17 protein-coding genes are annotated in these 16,467 nt (G+C 64.2%); 11 read left to right on the top strand and 6 right to left on the bottom strand.

From position 1 onward, the window contains the following. Positions 1–68 precede the first annotated feature (68 nt). Positions 69–905 carry an SDR family oxidoreductase gene (locus tag ABIB99_RS11570; protein WP_354175864.1) on the top strand — a complete coding sequence of 279 codons (837 nt, stop codon included), beginning with the start codon at positions 69–71 and terminating at the stop codon, positions 903–905. Positions 906–957: 52 nt separating this feature from the next. Here the strand turns inward: ABIB99_RS11570 and ABIB99_RS11565 are convergent, their stop codons facing one another. After that, positions 958–1,218 (bottom strand): DUF1488 family protein, encoded by a 261-nt coding sequence (locus ABIB99_RS11565; protein ID WP_063981067.1) that lies wholly within the window; start codon positions 1,216–1,218, stop codon positions 958–960. Positions 1,219–1,645: 427 nt separating this feature from the next. Here ABIB99_RS11565 and ABIB99_RS11560 point away from each other — a divergent pair, with 427 nt between their 5' ends. From ABIB99_RS11560 to ABIB99_RS11535, 6 genes are all read left to right on the top strand, one after another. Further along, positions 1,646–1,876: a hypothetical protein gene (locus ABIB99_RS11560; protein ID WP_084794963.1), complete on the top strand. Its 231-nt coding sequence runs from the start codon at positions 1,646–1,648 to the stop codon at positions 1,874–1,876. A gap of 10 nt (positions 1,877–1,886) precedes the next feature. Further along, positions 1,887–2,291 (top strand): hypothetical protein, encoded by a 405-nt coding sequence (locus tag ABIB99_RS11555; protein ID WP_063981068.1) that lies wholly within the window; start codon positions 1,887–1,889, stop codon positions 2,289–2,291. A 68-nt stretch (positions 2,292–2,359) separates the two neighbouring features. Next, a complete protein-coding gene (locus ABIB99_RS11550; protein WP_187387922.1) occupies positions 2,360–2,731 on the top strand; it encodes a signal transduction histidine kinase in 372 nt (123 codons plus the stop codon). A 185-nt stretch (positions 2,732–2,916) separates the two neighbouring features. Next, positions 2,917–3,738 carry an NAD-dependent protein deacetylase gene (locus ABIB99_RS11545; RefSeq protein WP_028151461.1) on the top strand — a complete coding sequence of 274 codons (822 nt, stop codon included), beginning with the start codon at positions 2,917–2,919 and terminating at the stop codon, positions 3,736–3,738. A gap of 133 nt (positions 3,739–3,871) precedes the next feature. Beyond that, on the top strand, positions 3,872–5,956 hold the full coding sequence (locus tag ABIB99_RS11540) for a hydantoinase/oxoprolinase family protein (RefSeq protein ID WP_231143531.1): 2,085 nt from the start codon (positions 3,872–3,874) through the stop codon (positions 5,954–5,956). Between the two features lie 2 nt (positions 5,957–5,958). After that, positions 5,959–7,608, top strand: coding sequence for a hydantoinase B/oxoprolinase family protein (locus ABIB99_RS11535; protein WP_354175861.1), 1,650 nt, complete (start codon positions 5,959–5,961; stop codon positions 7,606–7,608). 27 nt (positions 7,609–7,635) lie between these two features. Here the strand turns inward: ABIB99_RS11535 and ABIB99_RS11530 are convergent, their stop codons facing one another. The 3 genes from ABIB99_RS11530 to ABIB99_RS11520 form a co-directional block, all read right to left on the bottom strand. Further along, positions 7,636–8,805, bottom strand: a complete 1,170-nt coding sequence (locus tag ABIB99_RS11530; protein WP_354175860.1) for an alpha/beta fold hydrolase — start codon at positions 8,803–8,805, stop codon at positions 7,636–7,638. A gap of 23 nt (positions 8,806–8,828) precedes the next feature. Further along, on the bottom strand, positions 8,829–10,241 hold the full coding sequence (locus ABIB99_RS11525; protein WP_354175859.1) for a DUF4403 family protein: 1,413 nt from the start codon (positions 10,239–10,241) through the stop codon (positions 8,829–8,831). 105 nt (positions 10,242–10,346) lie between these two features. Continuing rightward, positions 10,347–10,616 (bottom strand): hypothetical protein, encoded by a 270-nt coding sequence (locus ABIB99_RS11520; protein ID WP_354175857.1) that lies wholly within the window; start codon positions 10,614–10,616, stop codon positions 10,347–10,349. Positions 10,617–10,846: 230 nt separating this feature from the next. Between ABIB99_RS11520 and ABIB99_RS11515 the strand changes: the two genes are divergently transcribed. From ABIB99_RS11515 to ABIB99_RS11505, 3 genes are all read left to right on the top strand, one after another. Further along, a complete protein-coding gene (locus ABIB99_RS11515; RefSeq protein ID WP_063981075.1) occupies positions 10,847–12,565 on the top strand; it encodes a pyrroloquinoline quinone-dependent dehydrogenase in 1,719 nt (572 codons plus the stop codon). An 89-nt stretch (positions 12,566–12,654) separates the two neighbouring features. Further along, entirely contained in the window at positions 12,655–12,996 is a 342-nt protein-coding gene (locus tag ABIB99_RS11510) for a c-type cytochrome (RefSeq protein ID WP_135214749.1), read from the top strand. Between the two features lie 36 nt (positions 12,997–13,032). Further along, positions 13,033–13,800, top strand: coding sequence for a substrate-binding periplasmic protein (locus ABIB99_RS11505; RefSeq protein ID WP_354175855.1), 768 nt, complete (start codon positions 13,033–13,035; stop codon positions 13,798–13,800). 74 nt (positions 13,801–13,874) lie between these two features. Here ABIB99_RS11505 and ABIB99_RS11500 read toward each other — a convergent pair whose 3' ends face one another. Continuing rightward, a complete protein-coding gene (locus ABIB99_RS11500; RefSeq protein ID WP_208084621.1) occupies positions 13,875–14,519 on the bottom strand; it encodes a glutathione binding-like protein in 645 nt (214 codons plus the stop codon). A 106-nt stretch (positions 14,520–14,625) separates the two neighbouring features. Here ABIB99_RS11500 and ABIB99_RS11495 point away from each other — a divergent pair, with 106 nt between their 5' ends. Further along, positions 14,626–15,270, top strand: a complete 645-nt coding sequence (locus ABIB99_RS11495) for a TetR/AcrR family transcriptional regulator (RefSeq protein ID WP_028151469.1) — start codon at positions 14,626–14,628, stop codon at positions 15,268–15,270. Positions 15,271–15,457: 187 nt separating this feature from the next. Here the strand turns inward: ABIB99_RS11495 and ABIB99_RS11490 are convergent, their stop codons facing one another. Next, on the bottom strand, positions 15,458–16,423 hold the full coding sequence (locus tag ABIB99_RS11490; protein WP_354175853.1) for a 2-hydroxyacid dehydrogenase: 966 nt from the start codon (positions 16,421–16,423) through the stop codon (positions 15,458–15,460). Positions 16,424–16,467 lie beyond the last annotated feature (44 nt).

Below are 16,467 nucleotides of genomic sequence, written 5' to 3'. Positions count from 1 at the left end.
GCGATGCGCAAGCGGGATGGAACAAAACGCCGGTTCCGTCCATGATGAAGCATCCCCGGAGAAAGTTCATGCCGCAGACCGATCGCTCGACCCCGTTTTCCTCCCGCCTCGTCGGCCAATACGCGCTGGTGACCGGTGCCTCGCAAGGCATCGGCCGCGCCATCGCCATTCGGCTCGCGCAGGAGGGCGCGACCGTCGCCATCAACTATGTCGATCACCCCGAGAGGGCCGAGGAGACGCTCGCGCTCGCAAGGACAGGATCGGCTGACCGCGGCCACGGCAAGCTCGATTATGTCGTCGTCAGGGCCGATGTCAGCAATGAGCAGGAAGTCGCCGCGATGTTCGAGACAGTGCTTTCGCGCTGGAAGCGGCTCGACTGCCTCGTCAACAATGCCGGCTTCCAGCGGGAGTCGCCGAGCGAGGAGCTCGACATCGACACCTACCGCCGCATCATCGACGTCAATCTCAACGGCGCCGTGCTCTGCGCGCAGAAGGCGCTCGCGCACTTCGTCGCGCGCGGCGGAGGCGGCAGCATTATCAATTGCTCCAGCGTCCACCAGATCATTCCGAAGCCCGGCTATCTCGCTTACTCGATCAGCAAGGGCGGCATCGCCAATCTGACACGCACGCTGGCGCTGGAATTCGCCGGCCGCGGCATTCGCGTCAATGCGGTCGGCCCCGGTGCGATCGACACGCCGATCAACGCGGCCTGGACGGGTGATCCCGCCAAGCGCGGCGTCGTCACCAGCCACATTCCGCTGGGACGGGTCGGCACCCCGGAAGAGATCGCCGCCGTGTTCGCCTTCCTCGCCTCGGATGACGCCAGTTACATTACGGGCCAGACCATTTACGCCTGCGGAGGCCTGACGCTGTTCCCCGAGTTTCGCGAGAACTGGGCGAGCTAGAAACGTGGATTCACGACCGAAACCACGAACTCATCATCCCATGCCGAACGCTTCAAAAATCTGCTGCGAGCAGGTCGTAGGAGCCCCGGCTGCCGCGGACATACTTCCTGGCCGCAGCCGCACATATCAAGTCGCGGTTGGAATCGAACGCGATCAGAAATCCCGATTCGCTGGAACGGGTGCCCGGTTGAATCCGCTTCAATGCGTCTTCGTCGATGAAGAACGAGGCCTCGATGGCGCTGTCGTGTCCCCAGAACCGCACGGCATGCCGCGTCCGATCATACGAGCGGCTGTGATTTGGAAAGTCGATCATGGTTCAGGCCGATCAGGTTGCAGGTGCCGCGCGCCGGCCTTTTCGCCGTTTGAGTCGGAGCTCGCCGGGTGGCCGACGCTCGACCCGCGTACGTCAGGAACACGGACGTTCCGTCCAGACGAAGACGCGCCGGTTGCGCCTCTCTCAAATGAAGATTTGGCAACAGGGCAGCAATCCGATTCAATGCCGATCGCGACAAATAGTTTCTTGATAAGCCTCGCTATTCGGCGAAGGGATCACTACATACAGTTTATCACCGCGCGCCCCTCGGCTGTCATCGGTGACTGAGAGCATTGCGCTCCCGCCAGAACCAACAGGCGGTCAGTATGTCGGATTCCCCTAGATTCAGCCTTCGCGAGTGGCTCGTACCTCCGGTCTTGCTACCGGTTTTCTTCGTGGTGTTGATCGCCGCAGCGATGCTCATACAATGGTAGCCGGTCTTGGCGTGCCTTCGCCATCGGCTCAAGCAAGCAGCTCGTCAGAATCGATCCCGGCCTCTTTGGCTTGCGAGTTGAGCGCCAGGGCGATCAACGCCCTCGACCTTGCCCGCAAGATGCCGTCGGGAGACAAGCGCACGGTGGCAATGCGCCGGGCAGCGATTCTCGGAAATGCCGCTGAAATCCTCACGTATTTCTCGGCGGCGAAGGATCGCTGTTGAAGGAGCCCGCATGTTTAAATTTCTGCAGTATCGTGCAAAAGCGGCCGCGTATGGCGAACTGGCGAGGAATTCGCCCGGCAAAGCCGATACGCGCAAATTCGAACAACTGCAGGATAGCCACACATCGCGCGCGGACAACGAGCAGATGCTCGCGGACCAATACGTGGATGCAGTCAATGCCGGGGGGACGGAGCGACTGCGCGGCGCAGCCCTCGCGGCGGAGGAAGAGCGCGTTTTGCGCTGTCTCGGTGCGGCCGTCATCATGCAATGGAATTCATTGCCGACGACGCTCCAGCGGGAGATCTTCGATACCGCCGGATCGGTTGGGACATTGCTGGATACGGCGGCGCTCCGTGGGCAGATTGCCCGGTTTCTTCACAAGCATAGGCACGACGCCGATCCCGCCAAGATCTGACATGTTCAGGGGCTGAGCGAGAGGCGCGGTTCGCGAAGCATATGGACGCAAACAACAGGAGGATCCAGATGGCACTGACAAAATTCCGTATCGATGAACAGCCGCATGCCATGGACGGTCTGCGGCTTCTTGCCCAGGAAGGCACGAGAGAAGTCGAGGCGTTCGTCAGTCGCAAGGTGATGGACGTTTGGGCCGAATCGATCGAGCACAGTGGCGGACGTCAGAGTTTGTTCCGGAAGCAATACAGCGCGCTTGGGAAACGGAACTTTGCCGCGCTTGAGCGCATCGTGAGCGCCAAATACCAGCGGGGCACCGCGTTCAACCGTCAGCATCCGTTTGTCGAGGTGTTGTTCTCGGACATCGCGGAAAGCGGGGAGACCTTGAATCTCAGCGAACTGGTGCGCGAGCCGTTGCCGCCGGCATTTCACCGGCGCGCCTGATCCGATTGGAACGCCGCCCGGTAGCGGTCACTGGTTTGCCAATGTGCCCCGTCATGAAGATGGGAGGCGTGGAGGCTCTGGCCGACCTGCTCGGGCTGACGCAGGCCAAAAACTGATCGCCGGCTTCGAGCTGCTGGCGCGGGAGTGATCTGGCAAAACGACACGGCGTGAACTACATCTGCGCCATGGCAAACCCTCCACAGGCAAACCGTTCGCTCGAAGATTTCGTCGGCCGGCACGAACGTTTGTTCGTGCTGACCGGCGCCGGCTGCAGCACCAATTCGGGCATTCCCGATTATCGCGACAGCCACGGCAACTGGAAGCGGACCCAGCCGGTCAATTTTCAGGCCTTCATGTCGGAAGAGCCTACGCGTCAGCGCTATTGGGCGCGCAGCCTGATCGGCTGGCGGCGGTTCGGCCAGGCGAGGCCGAACGATGCGCATCATGCGCTCGCCCGTCTCGAGGCGAGCGGGCGCTGCGAGATGCTGCTGACCCAGAACGTCGACCGGTTGCATCAATCCGCCGGCCACCGGCAGGTGATCGACCTGCATGGCCGGCTCGATCTGGTGCGCTGCATGGGCTGCGGAGCGAAGACCCCGCGCAACGAATTCCAGGATAGGCTCGGCCGTGCCAATGCGGAATGGCTGACGCTCGACGCCGCCGATGCGCCTGATGGTGACGCCGATCTCGAGCATGCGGATTTTTCCTCGTTCAAGGTGCCCGCCTGCGAAGCCTGCGGCGGCATCCTCAAGCCCGACGTCGTGTTCTTCGGCGAGAACGTCCCGCGCGATGTGGTCGCCACCGCGCAGGATCATCTGGCGCAGGCCGACGCCATGCTGATCGTCGGCTCCTCGCTGATGGTCTATTCCGGATTCCGCTTCGTGCAGGCTGCCGCGAACCGGCAGATCCCGATCGCCGCGGTCAATCTCGGACGCACCCGCGCCGACGATCTCCTCACGCTCAAGGTCGAGGAGCGCTGCGAGGCGGCGCTTGCATTCCTGCTCTGAGCGCGTGGGCCGCACCCTTCTACCGCATAGGTGCCACGCAAAACGGCTCGGACGCTTCACCCCGGGCGTTGTCGCTGGTATGAAAATTGCTGCGGTTTTCGCACAGTTTGTCGATCAGCACGGAGAATTTGGAATGCTTGAGGGAGCCGAGGTGCGGCTTGCCGTTGATATCGGTGGCACGTTCACCGACATCGTGCTGGACGTGGGGCAGGATCGCAAGACGCGCAAGGTGCTGACGACGCCGCAGCGGCCCGAGCAGGCGGTGCTGGATGGCATGCGTCTCATTCTCACTGACGCGCGCGCGCATATGAGCGACATCGACGTCTTCATTCACGGCACGACGCTCGCGACCAATGCGATCATCGAGCGCCGCGGCGCCAAGACCGCGCTGATTGCGACCGACGGCTTTCGCGACGTGCTCGATATCGGCACCGAGAGCCGCTATGACCAGTACGATCTCAGCATCGACAAGCCGAGGCCGCTGGCGCCGCGGTCGCTCCGCTTCACCGTGCCGGAGCGGATCGACGCACACGGCGCCGTTCGCCTCCCGCTGGACGAGGCGGCAGTGCGTGCACTCGCGCCAAAATTGCGCGCGCTGAACGTCGAGAGCGTTGCGATCGCCTTCCTGCACTCCTACGCCAATCCCGAGCACGAGCGCCGCACGGCCGCGATCCTCAGCGAGGAGATGCCCGGCATCTCCGTGACCGTGTCCTCTGCGGTGTGTCCGGAGATCCGCGAATACGAGCGCACGTCGACCGCGGTCGCCAACGCCTATGTGCAACCCCTGATCGACGGCTATCTCGCCCGCATGGCGGATGCCTTGCAGGTCGAGCAGTTCCGCGGCGCGATCTATCTCGTCACCTCCGGCGGCGGCGTCACCTCGATCGAGACGGCGCGGCGCTTTCCGGTGCGCCTCGTCGAGTCCGGTCCCGCCGGCGGCGCGATCTTCGCGGCGCAGATCGCAGCGCGGCTCGGCGAGAGCAAGGTGCTGTCCTTCGACATGGGCGGCACGACCGCAAAAATCTGCCTGATCGAAAAATACCAGCCCGAGACCTCGCGCGTGTTCGAGGTCGATCGCGCGGCGCGCTTCCTGAAGGGCTCCGGCCTGCCGGTGCGCATCCCCGTGATCGAGATGGTCGAGATCGGCGCCGGCGGCGGCTCGATCGCGCATGTCGATGCGATGAAGCGTGTCACTGTCGGCCCCGAGAGCGCCTCGTCGGAGCCGGGACCTGCCTGCTACGGCCGCGGCGGCCAGCGTCCGGCCGTGACGGATGCGGACGTAGCGCTCGGCATGATCGATCCTGATGCCTTTGCGGGCGGCACGATCAAGCTCAACCCGGAGCTTTCGAAGGAGGCGCTGTTGCGCGCCGTCGGTGAGCCGCTGGGGCTGTCGGCGGAAACCGCGGCCTATGCCGTGCACGAGGTCGTCTGCGAGAACATGGCGAGCGCGGCGCGCGTGCATGCGGTCGAGCGCGGCGAGATTGTCGGCCAGCACACGCTGATCGCCTTCGGTGGTGCCGCGCCGCTGCATGCGGCGCGCGTCGCCGAGAAGATCGGTGTCTCGCGGGTCATCGTGCCCTCGAATGCCGGCGTCGGCTCGGCGGTCGGCTTCCTGGCTGCTCCCATTGCCTATGAGCTGGTGCGCAGCCGCCATGTCCGCCTCGATGATTTCGACACGGAGGGGGTCTCGGAGCTGCTCCAGGAGATGGTGACTGAAGCGCGCGCGCTGGTGGAGCCGGGCGCGGCCGGTGCGCCAGTGCGCGAACGCCGTGCAGCCTTCATGCGCTATGTCGGCCAGGGCCACGAGATCTCGGTCGAGCTGCCGAACCGGCGGCTGACATCGGCCGATCTCGCCGGCCTGCGCCAGAAATTCGAGGCCGACTATTCGGCGATGTTCGAGCGGCCGATCCCGGGCGCCGCGATCGAGGTTCTGAGCTGGTCGGTGCTAGCGACCACCGATGCGCACAATCCTTCTGTCGTCGCTTCCGTTGCGCGCAAGCCCGCCGGCAAGGCCTCGGGCAGCCGCAAATTCTTCGACGGACGCGCGGGGGAAGTGATCGAGATCCCGCTCTATCGCCGCGAGGACATGGCACCGGGCGCGACCATTGCGGGTCCCGCCGTGATCGCCGAGGACGAAACGTCCACCTTCGTCTCCAACAGTTTTGACGCCCATATCGACGGTGCCGGCAGCATCGTCATGGAACGAAAGGCGGCCTGACCATGACCAAGGCAAATGGCGCGAGCCTGATCGACCTTCAAATCATGTGGCACCGGCTGATCGCCGTGGTCGAGGAGCAGGCTCAGGTGCTGCTCCGCACCGCCTTCAGCCCGATCGTGCGTGAATGCGGCGACCTCTCCGCCGGCGTGTTCGACCTCAGGGGGCGGATGCTGGCGCAGGCGGTGACCGGCACGCCCGGCCACGTCAACTCGATGGCGGAATCGGTCAAGCACTTCATTGCGCATTTCCCGATCGAGACGATGAAGGAAGGCGACGCCTACATCACCAACGATCCCTGGATGGGCACGGGTCATCTCAACGACTTCGTCGTCACCACGCCCTGCTTCAAGGACGGCAAGCCGGTCGCGCTGTTCTCCTGCACCAGCCACCTCATGGACATCGGCGGCATCGGGTTCGGCCCTGACGCCACCGACGTGTTCATGGAGGGGCTCTACATCCCCATGCTCAAGCTGATCGACCAGGGCGTCGTCAACGAGACGCTGATGGCGATGATCCGCACCAACACGCGGCTGCCGATCGACACCGAGGGCGACACCTATTCGCTCGCCGGCTGCAACGACGTCGGCTGCGAACGCCTGGTCGAGATGATGACCGAGTTCGAGATCGACACGCTCGACGAGCTAGGCGACTACATCTGCGACCGCTCGCGCGAGGCCGTGCTGGCCGAGATCGCAAAGCTGCCGAAGGGCAGCTGGCGCAATACCATGGTCGTCGACGGCTACGATGCGCCGGTGACGCTCGCGGCGACGCTGACGATCTCCGAGACGGGCATCCACGTCGATTTCGACAGCACCTCGGCCGCCTCGAAGTTCGGCATCAACGTGCCCCTGTCCTACACCACGGCCTATACCGTGTTCGGCCTCGGCTGCGTCGTCGCCTCGCAGATCCCGAACAATGCCGGCTCGCTCTCGCCGCTGACGGTGTCGGCTCCCCCTGGTGCAATCCTCAACGCGCCGAAGCCGGCGCCGGTCGCTTCGCGTCACATCGTCGGCCAGATGCTGCCCGATGTCGTGTTCGGTTGCCTGCGCCAGATCATTCCGGAGCGCGTACCGGCGGAAGGCACCTCCTGCCTGTGGAATCTCAACGTGCGCGGCCAGACCCGCTCGGGTGCCGGCGGCAATTACGGGTTCTCGATGGCGGTAACTTCGAATGGCGGTACCGGCGCGCGCTTTGCGAAGGACGGGCTGTCCGCGACCGCCTATCCCAGCGGCGTGCGCGGCACGCCGGTCGAGATCGCGGAGACGCAAACGCCGCTGATCTTCTGGCGCAAGGAGCTGCGTCCGGATTCCGGCGGGGCAGGGCGCACCCGCGGCGGCCTCGGCCAGATCATCGAGGTCGGCAGCGGCATCGATGCGCCTTTCGACATCCTCGCTGCATTCGATCGCATCGATCATCCGCCGCGCGGTCGCGACGGCGGCAAGAACGGCGAGGCCGGCTATGTCGGATTGAAGTCCGGCCAGAAGATGCGTGGCAAGGGCTTTCAGACCATTCCACCGGATGACCGGCTGCTGGTGATGACCCCGGGCGGCGCCGGTATCGGCGACCCCAAGGAGCGCGATCGTGCAGCGATCAAGGATGACGTTGAGAGCGGTCTCGTGTCGGCTGACAACGCTGTTGCCGTTTATGGGTAGCTAACGCTCCGGCAACGACTGCGGCGATTACCCGCCGCAGTCGTTCGGCGCCGGCTTCCCGGCAAAGCGGTCGGTCATCCAGTTCACAGCGGCCATCGTGCTCGCCTGTGCGGCGCGGCCGTGTCCGATGTTGGGAAGGGTGACCATTTTCACGGGGCTGCCCGCCTTGCACAGCCGGCCCATATAGGCGCGCGTCACCGCGGGCCGGATGATCTGGTCGACAGTCCCTTGAGCGAGGAACACTGGCATGCCGGCGGCCAACGTGCCGGCGCTGTTCTTCTCCAGCAGCGAGCGCCATGGCTCGCGCTTGGTCGGATCCGGCACGGTCAGAAAATATTTCTGGAGCGGCCGCTCGGTCCGCTGCCGGATGAAGATATCGAAGGGACCTTCGATGCATTCGCGCGCCAGCCGGTCGATCGCCGGAAGTGCGCGCGGATCGACGACACCGTCGAGCGCGGCGTCGTAGACCCGATGCCATGACCACAGCGTCATCGCCGTGATGTTCTTGCCGCCGACTGAGTTGATGTCGTCGCTCATCAGCGTGGCGAGATCCGTCGCGGGCGCCGCAGCGGCAACGCCGAGCAGATGGAGATCGGGCGCATAGCTCGGCGCCAGCTGCCCGGCGAACAGCACAGCCTGTCCGCCCTGCGAGTGTCCCCACAAGGTAAAATCCTTAGCCCCGCCGGCGCCCGGCAGATCGCGCGCGACGCGCACGATGTCGAGCACGGCGCGGCCCTCGCTCTCGCCGACGAGATAAGGATGCGGCCCTGGCGTGCCGAGCCCGGGATAGTCGGTCGCCGCGACGATGTAGCCACGCGCCACCATCGAGCGCAGTCCCTGGATCTGCTGGAACAGGAAGATCGCGAGCGACGGCGCGCAGCGCGGCACAATGCCTGACGTTGGATGCGCCCAGGCCACGATCGGGCGGCCGTCGGGCGGCGGTGGGCCCTGCGGCACGATGACGACGCCGGAGACGAGAATGGGTTCACCCTTCAATCCGGTCGATCGGTAGAGCACGCGAAAGGCCGATGCGCCGAGCGGCGCGCCATCCATCGGCTCCTGTCGCACCAGGCTGCCAGGCGGTCCGTCCGCAAGCGATGCCGGTGCGTCGTAAAATGCCGATTGCGCGTGGGCAGTCACGATGCCGGCGGCGAACATGACGAGTGCGGCCATCAGAGCGCGGGCGGCGACAAGCATTTGCGATCCGCTCCAGCGCACGATCACATCCCGTACAGGATTTTCAGCTCACCGCTCGCGCGCAGCGCGAGTGTGATCCCGTCGGCAAGCAGCAAGGCCTTGTCGAACTGCACCGAGGAGAGCTTGCCTTCCATACGGAAGCCGTCCTTGAGCGGACGCGTCAGCCGCTGGTTCGCCGCCATCAGCAGGTTCTGGTAGGAGACGCCATAGTCAATGTTCACGGCCTGCTTCAATTGCGCGACGATCGACTGCAAGCCGGGGTTTGCCTCTCCGTCCTGCGCGGCGAGATCGAGATCGGCGAGCGCGACGCTCTTGCTGGTATCGTCCACCTTCAGTGCGCCGGAGAGATAGCTCCATTGGCCTGCATTGGGGTCGCTGTCCGACGTCTTCGCAAGACGCAGGCCGATCACAAGCTTGCCCGCCGACGGATAGACCTGAACCTCGCGCAACGCGCTGTCTTGCGCCGGCAGGGCGGCGATCGCCTGGCTGATCTTGTCCTTGATCGCGTCATAGCCGAGCCGGACCGGAAGGATGACGTCGAACGTTCCCGGCGCGGTCACGTCGTTGCCAAGCGGCGGCAGCGATGTCGGGGTGACGCTCGCACCCTGCTGCCCAATCGACGTCACGGCGCTGCCGGAGAGTTCGAGCGAGCCGGACAACACCTTGTCGTTGGCCCGCACGCCGGCAAATGCGGCAGCTTGCGGCGTCACTTGCAGCCACACCGGCGGCTCGTCGGCGAGCTTCATCGGTTCGAACGCATGCGTCCAGGCAGCGGCCGCCTTGTCCCGCAGATTGAGTTTCTTTGCCGCGGCCAGCGCACGTGATCGCACGCGCGCGAGCTGCGTGCGGATGCGCGGCTCGACGTAGGGCGCAAGATCGAACTCGCGGCCGAGCACGTGCAAATAAGGTGCTTCGCTCCAGTGGAAGGAGTCGCTGAAATTCAGGTCGAGCGACCAGTCCTTGCGCAGCGCGGGCCGTGCCTCGGCCTCGATGGTCGCGCGCGCTTCGGTCTGGCCGCGGATGCGCGCGGTGAAGCGGTTGGCGCCCTGGCCTTCGGCCGCGCCGTAGATCGAGACTGCACCATAGACGCGGTCGCCGCGGCCATAGAGCGAGACGCCGCTGGTGCGATTGACGAAGCCAAACACGTCGCAATTGGCGTTGACACGGAACATCAGTACGCGGCGGTGCACGCAGTTGACGCGCTCGTCGATGGTGGCAAGCCGCTTGGGGATATCCTGCTCGATGGCCTTGGCGAGCGCCGGCAGACCGAACTCGATGGTTGCGGACACCCGCGAGGTCGTGGCGAGCGGCGCCGGCGGATCGGGAGCGAGCGGCGGCTTGTCGGCGGCGTGTGCGGCTTGCGCGAGTGCGGTGAGGGCGAGCGCAACAAGCCCGGCACGTTTCGTCGAACGAACAATTCGCAAAGAAACGGGCATTCTTCTTATTCCAGCTTGGCCCTGCTTCGCGCCCAGGCCGCCGGCCGCGGGGCCATTCGGTCTTCAGAGCAAAATCGCGGAAGGAGAGGGCGGTCAGTGGATCAATTATTGCTTGTATTCAATGGTCGCGTATCGCGGCACTTGTATGGCGCGGCGTCGCGCTTTGAGCAAGGCTTTGTATATCGCTCCGTTATGATGGCCGTTCTTGAATTGCTCAAAAGAGATTGACGCCGCCCCCGTCCAAATGATCACGCGATGAAGCTTCTCCGTGGGCGCTGCGATTTTTGAGTCCGAGATCTGCGGCCAAGACGAAACGGTCAGCGCAGCTGACGTTTCAAATTCGTGCTGCGCGTTAAATTTGCGCCGCTCGCGCATTCCATCTTTGCGCCCTCCCTCATCCGGCGTACTCTGTGAGAGCGAGCAGGAGTGCAACAGCAACCAGTCCAGGAAACGTAGCTCCTTTTGGCGATGTCCGCCGAGAGAGATCGAGAGCTGTTGGCAGCTCATATGCGATGGAGAAGAACCGACACTTAGCGAGCTGCAAACATCCCTCGCCGGCGTCTGCGAGACGCGAGTTCAACAAAACACAAAAGCGGGAGGAACGGATGAAGAAGCGTTGGTGTAATTCTGGTCTACCTCTTGTTGTCGGCGCGACACTTGCGGCGTCGGCGGCGTTGGCCCAATCCGTGGATACTGCCCGGATCGAGAACGCCGGTCAGAACGATTGGCTCACCTATCATGGTTCATACAAATCCCATCACTACAGCCCGCTCGCGCAGATCAATGCGAGCAACATCGGCAATCTGGGCGTAGCCTGGACGCACATTCCCGGACGATCGACGCGCGGCCTGCAGTCAATGCCGCTCGTGGCCGACGGCGTGCTCTATTATTCGGGTTCGTACAGCCGGGTCTTTGCGCTGAACGGCGCGACCGGCGAGGTCATCTGGTCGTTCTTTCCGGAACTCGATGAGGCGCTCATCAGCCGACAGACCCACTCGCCCTACAACCGCGGTGTAGCCCTTGGTGAAGGCAAGGTCTTCGTCGGTACGATGGATGGTCGTCTGTTCGGGCTCGATGCGAAGTCGGGAAAGGTTCTCTGGGAAACCAGGCTGATCGACTCGCAGAAGCTCACGGTCGGCTTCACCGGCGCGCCGCTTTACGCGAAGGGAAGCGTCATCATCGGCTCGCAGGGGGGGGAATGGCCAGGTCGCGGCCCGATCTTCGCCGTCGATGCCACCACCGGCAAGAAGAAGTGGGAGTTTCTGACGGTCGCGGGCACCGACGAGGCCATGAAGACCTGGGGCAACGATTCCTGGCGCACGGGCGGTGGCGGCGGCTGGATGCCGGGCACCTACGACTCCGAGACCAACTCCGTCCTGTGGGGCACCGCGAACCCGGCGCCGCTCTACGATTGGTCGGGCGCTGATTACAAGACGCAAGGTGCGCGTCCCGGCGACAATCTCTATACGAGTTCGGTCATCGCTCTCGATATCGATACCGGAAAGCTGAAATCCTACCATCAGGAACTGCCTCACGACGCCTGGGACTTCGACAGCGCCGTCGGCGAGTTCGTGATGCTTGAGCGCGATGGTCAGAAATACGTGGTTCATCCGAACAAGGGCGGCTTCGTCTTCGTCTACGACCGTAATCTTGGCGTGAAGAACGTCTGGCGGCTGGTTGAGAACATCAACTTCGTCAAGGATATCGATCCCAAGACGGGCGCGCTGATCGGCCGTCGCGATTTCCCTGTCGGGAAAGTCACTGAAGTACCGCTGTGTCCCTTCATTGGCGGCGGCATCAGCTGGAATGCCGGCTCGTACAACCCGAAGACCGGTCTTTATTACAAGATCGGCCAGGAATGGTGCATGACGCTGGATATTCAGAAGACGACGCCGGTCACCGCGCCCCAGGTCCAGCTCAACATCGGCGCCGACTTCAAGATGGTGCCGCCTCCGAGCGGCGAGATCTACGGACATCTCGACGCGCGCGACCCGATAACGGGCGCGAAGAAATGGGAGGTTCGGTTTCCCGAGCCGCCGCTTGGGAGCGTTTTGTCGACCGGGGGTAATCTTGTGTTCGTACCCGACTCCCGCGGCATCCTTCACGCCTACGATGCCGAAACCGGGGCCGAGTTGTGGAAGCACAACAACGGCACCGGCCACCAGGGCGGTATCGTCAGCTACTCCGTCGGCGGCAAGCAATATATCGCCGTGGCAGCCGGCTTCGGCGGTATGCTGGCGGACGAATATGCGCCAAACTTCGGCGGCGTCTACAAGAGCATGCCGCGTGACGACGGCGCCCTCGTCGTCTTCAGCTTGAAATAGTCTGTCTCAAACGATCTGCCGAGGAGCGGGTGCAAACCCGCTCCTCGGTCGATTGCAGCGGCCGGGCGTGATTCAGGAATGGAGCGGACGTGTTGAAACTGCATTTGAAGTCGCTTCCGGCGGTGCTGGGCGCTTCGTTGCTGTGCGTTGTGGTGGCTCGAGCTCAATCTGCCACGCCGGCGCCGGACAACGGGTCACTGGACGTCGAGCAGTTGTTCGCAGGCACCTGCGGCTTTTGCCACTCCGACGGCGGCCGGGCTGCTGGCAGGGGACCGCAACTGATGAATTCGCAACGAGACGACGAATTTCTGCACAACCGTATCAAGATCGGCAAGCAAGGTGCGATGCCGGCATTCGGCGAGAGCTTCAGTGACGCGCAGATCGACCAGATCGTCAAATATATCCGCGCCTTGAAGCCGCGCGAGGGCTGACCCGCCGGGACCTGATCCATCCAGATGAGACGCGGCATGAAGGCAATTGTCCTGATTATCGTCGGTGCCGCCATCGGGCTGTCCGGACCGGCGCAGGCGCGAACCCTGGAGGCGATCCGCGCGAGTGGCGCGCTCGGACTCTGCGCGCATCCCAACTCGCTTCCTTTTGCGCGCAAGGGCGGCGATCCATCCGGCTTTCAGGTCGAGTTGGGACAGGTGCTGGCACGCGAGCTCGGTGTCTCGCTGCGGCTCGACTGGATCATCACGCAGTACCAAATGCGCAGCGCCAATTGTGACATTCTTCTGGATGTCATCGCCGATCGCGAAGCGCAAGGCGAGACCCGCTTGAGGATCTCGAAACCGTACTATCGCACGGGCGTCGCGCTCGCGGTGCCGTCATCCAGCGCGCTCACATCGTTCAAGAGCCTCGGCGCGCATACCAAGGTGGGGGTGCAGGTCGGCTCTGTCGCCGCCATGATCATCGGTCAGCGGCACGTGCCCATATCGATCTTCGGCTTCGAGACCGACAGCCTCGACGCCGTATCAAACAAGGAGATCGATGCGGCTGCGGTCACGCCCACCGCGGCGGGCTACTTCAATCTGACGCATCCTGACAAGGCACTCCGGATCCTGGATCGCGACGAGGGCGTGGCCGACCTCAACTGGAATGTCGCCGTCGGCATGGTCCGCCCGGATGATGCGTTGCGCGAGGCGATCGACGGCGCGCTGGAACGGCTGCGCAACGACGGCACGATCGATCGGATCTACGGTCGCTATGGGATCGTGCTGCAAGCGCCGAGATAGCTGAATTGCTGGAAGAACGACGCCGTCCCGGTTTGGCCAGGGCGACGTCGCTTTGCGAAGATCTCGCTTTGGCCTTACGCCGCGGCTTTCTTCCGCGCCTGCTCGGCCTTGTACAGCTCGAACTCTTCGGCGATCGCCTTCGCGACCGACGGCCGCTGGCGCAGGCGGTCGTGATACGCCTTCACGTTCGGCCATTTGGCGAGCTCGATCGGCGGGGTCGCCATGGTCCAGTTGATGACCGTGACGAGATAGGCGTCCGCCACACTGAAATGGTCGAGCAGGAAGTCGCGCCCCTTCAGGTAGTTGTCGAGATAGTCGAGCCGCGACAGGTTCTTCTCCAGCGCATAGGCCTTGGTTTCCTGCGGCGCCTTGCGGTCGAGCAGGGGGATGAACAGGCCCTTGTGCAGCTCGGTGCCGATAAAGCAGAGCCATTGATGCAGTCGGGTGCGGTCGATGCCCTGGGCCGCACCGAGGCCGGATTGCGGGAACCGATCCGCGACATATTGCAGGATCGCGGCGTTCTCGGTCAGCACCACGCCCTCGTCGGTGCGCAGCGTCGGCACCAGGCCGATCGGGTTGACGGTGCGGAAATCGGTGCCGTCGTTCAGCACTGTCTTGGTCGGCGGATCGACTTCGAGATAATTCGCTTCGGCGCCGGCTTCATACAGCGCGACGCGGGTCGCCATCGAACAGGCGAGCGGCGAGAAATAAAGATCCATCTTGGGCCTCCTTGGGCAATTCCTCTTTGGGTGTCGCTCAACCTGGCCAGATTGATTTTTGTACCATCTTGTATAATATCGCGGCGGTCAAGGATTAATTTGCGAAATGGTACAAAAATCGAAGCCGCCAGCTGCTGCCAATGAACCGAAGCGGCGTGGCCGTCCGCGCGCCTACGAGCCCGACGTAGCGCTCGGCAAGGCGCTCGACCTGTTCCGCCGGCAGGGTTTTGCGGCGACGTCGCTGGACGATCTCAGCGAAGCGACCGGCATGAACCGGCCGAGCCTCTACGGCGCCTTCGGCGACAAGCGCGAGCTCTACATCAAGAGCTACCAGCGCTACCGCGAGGACGCGCGCGCCTCGATGGTGGAGATCTTTCGCCAGGAGATGCCGGTGCGCCAGCGGCTCGAGCGCATCTTCGCGTCCGCGCTGAATATCTATCTCTCCGGCGAGACCGGCCCGCGCGGCTGCTTCACGGTGGTGACCGCGGCGTCCGAAGCCGTCGGCGATCCCGAGATCCGTGCCATGGTTCTGGATGGACTGACCGAGCTCGACAAGGCCTTTGCCAGTTGCTTCCGCCGCGCCAAGGAGAAGGGCGAGCTGCCCGCGAGCGCCGACCCGGCCGTGCTGGCGCAGCTCGCCTCCGCAACCGTGCATTCGATCGCCATCCGCTCCCGCGCCCGCGTGTCGCGCAAAGAGCTCGAGGCGATCGTGAAGGGTGCGATTGACGTGATGGTGGGCGCTAAAAGTTAGGCTGTCGTCCCGGGGCGCGCGTAGCGCGAGCCCGGGACCCATAGCCACAGAGAGAAGTTTGGCGAAGACTGGTCGTTCGGTACTGCGACCATCCGCAACGATAAATCACGCGGTATGGGTCCCCGCGCACGCGGGGACGACAGCGAAGGTGGGGCGCGTGCGTGCCTCTCTCAGCCTGCCGAAGCGTCTAATATCCCCGTGCCCGGTCCACCACGTTCTCCAGCACACCGCCGGCCTCGAACTTTGCGATTTGCTCGGCGACATAGGCCGAGATTGCATCGGCGTCGGTGTCGGCCGCGTTGTGCGGGGTCAGCAGCACCTTGGGGTGGGTCCAGAACCGGCTGTCGGCAGGCTGCGGCTCCTGCACGAAAACGTCGAGCGAGGCCGCGCCAAGCGTGCCGTCGTCGAGGCAGGCCAGGATATCGGCTTCGTTCTGCAAGCCGCCGCGACCCGCATTGATCAGCACGGGCGCGCCGAGCGGGCTGCTGCGGTTGAGCTTGGTGAAGACGTCGCGGTTGAGGATGCCGTGCGTATCCGGCGTCAGCGGCAACAGGCAGACCAGCATGTCGGTCTTGCGCAGGAACGCGTCGATCTGCGCGGCGCCGTGGAAGCATTCGACGCCCTCGATCGTGCGCGGGCTACGGCTCCAGCCGGCAACGCGGAAGCCGAGCCGGCGCAGCACGTCGGCGGCATCGGCACCCAGCGTGCCAAGTCCCATCACGCCGACGGTGACGGCGCTCGCCGGCCACTGATATTGCGGCTCCCAGCGTTTTGCGCGCTGCGAGTCCCGCAAGTACAGCTCCTGGCGGTGGTGCATCAGCACGTGCAGCACGACATACTCGGTCATGCGATTGGTGAGATCAGGCACGGCGACGCGCACCAGCGGCACGTCGGGCAGGCTCTTGTCGGCCATCAGCGCGTCGACGCCGGCGCCCAGATTGAAGATCGCACGGAGGTTCGGAAAAGAGCCGAGATCGCCTGGCACCGGCTTCCACACCGCGGCATAGTGCACCTCGGCCGGATCGAGCCCGGCGTCGGGCAGCAGCACCACGCGGCGGCCGCCGCAGACCGCGTCGAACCGGGCCTTCCAGCGCTCCGGCAGCCAATTCTGCTGCGTGCTGTTGATCAGGACGGCCAGTGTGCCCATGCTCATTCGAAGTGCCTCGTCGGTTCCGTTTTGAAAACCCTCCTTGGCAC

This window comes from Bradyrhizobium sp. LA6.1 (assembly GCF_040547805.1).
In the GTDB taxonomy this organism is placed as follows: Bacteria; Pseudomonadota; Alphaproteobacteria; order Rhizobiales; family Xanthobacteraceae; genus Bradyrhizobium; species Bradyrhizobium barranii.
This window is presented reverse-complemented; position numbering and strand designations above follow the sequence as displayed.

What these genes read in the sequence shown, in the direction of transcription:
- ABIB99_RS11570 (WP_354175864.1), top strand. Translation starts at nt 69, where the DNA reads ATGCCGCAGACCGATCGCTCGACCCCGTTTTCCTCCCGCCTCGTCGGC.
- ABIB99_RS11565 (WP_063981067.1), bottom strand. Translation starts at nt 1,218, where the DNA reads ATGATCGACTTTCCAAATCACAGCCGCTCGTATGATCGGACGCGGCAT.
- ABIB99_RS11560 (WP_084794963.1), top strand. Translation starts at nt 1,646, where the DNA reads ATGGTAGCCGGTCTTGGCGTGCCTTCGCCATCGGCTCAAGCAAGCAGC.
- ABIB99_RS11555 (WP_063981068.1), top strand. Translation starts at nt 1,887, where the DNA reads ATGTTTAAATTTCTGCAGTATCGTGCAAAAGCGGCCGCGTATGGCGAA.
- ABIB99_RS11550 (WP_187387922.1), top strand. Translation starts at nt 2,360, where the DNA reads ATGGCACTGACAAAATTCCGTATCGATGAACAGCCGCATGCCATGGAC.
- ABIB99_RS11545 (WP_028151461.1), top strand. Translation starts at nt 2,917, where the DNA reads ATGGCAAACCCTCCACAGGCAAACCGTTCGCTCGAAGATTTCGTCGGC.
- ABIB99_RS11540 (WP_231143531.1), top strand. Translation starts at nt 3,872, where the DNA reads ATGCTTGAGGGAGCCGAGGTGCGGCTTGCCGTTGATATCGGTGGCACG.
- ABIB99_RS11535 (WP_354175861.1), top strand. Translation starts at nt 5,959, where the DNA reads ATGACCAAGGCAAATGGCGCGAGCCTGATCGACCTTCAAATCATGTGG.
- ABIB99_RS11530 (WP_354175860.1), bottom strand. Translation starts at nt 8,805, where the DNA reads ATGCTTGTCGCCGCCCGCGCTCTGATGGCCGCACTCGTCATGTTCGCC.
- ABIB99_RS11525 (WP_354175859.1), bottom strand. Translation starts at nt 10,241, where the DNA reads ATGCCCGTTTCTTTGCGAATTGTTCGTTCGACGAAACGTGCCGGGCTT.
- ABIB99_RS11520 (WP_354175857.1), bottom strand. Translation starts at nt 10,616, where the DNA reads ATGCGCGAGCGGCGCAAATTTAACGCGCAGCACGAATTTGAAACGTCA.
- ABIB99_RS11515 (WP_063981075.1), top strand. Translation starts at nt 10,847, where the DNA reads ATGAAGAAGCGTTGGTGTAATTCTGGTCTACCTCTTGTTGTCGGCGCG.
- ABIB99_RS11505 (WP_354175855.1), top strand. Translation starts at nt 13,033, where the DNA reads ATGAAGGCAATTGTCCTGATTATCGTCGGTGCCGCCATCGGGCTGTCC.
- ABIB99_RS11500 (WP_208084621.1), bottom strand. Translation starts at nt 14,519, where the DNA reads ATGGATCTTTATTTCTCGCCGCTCGCCTGTTCGATGGCGACCCGCGTC.
- ABIB99_RS11495 (WP_028151469.1), top strand. Translation starts at nt 14,626, where the DNA reads ATGGTACAAAAATCGAAGCCGCCAGCTGCTGCCAATGAACCGAAGCGG.
- ABIB99_RS11490 (WP_354175853.1), bottom strand. Translation starts at nt 16,423, where the DNA reads ATGAGCATGGGCACACTGGCCGTCCTGATCAACAGCACGCAGCAGAAT.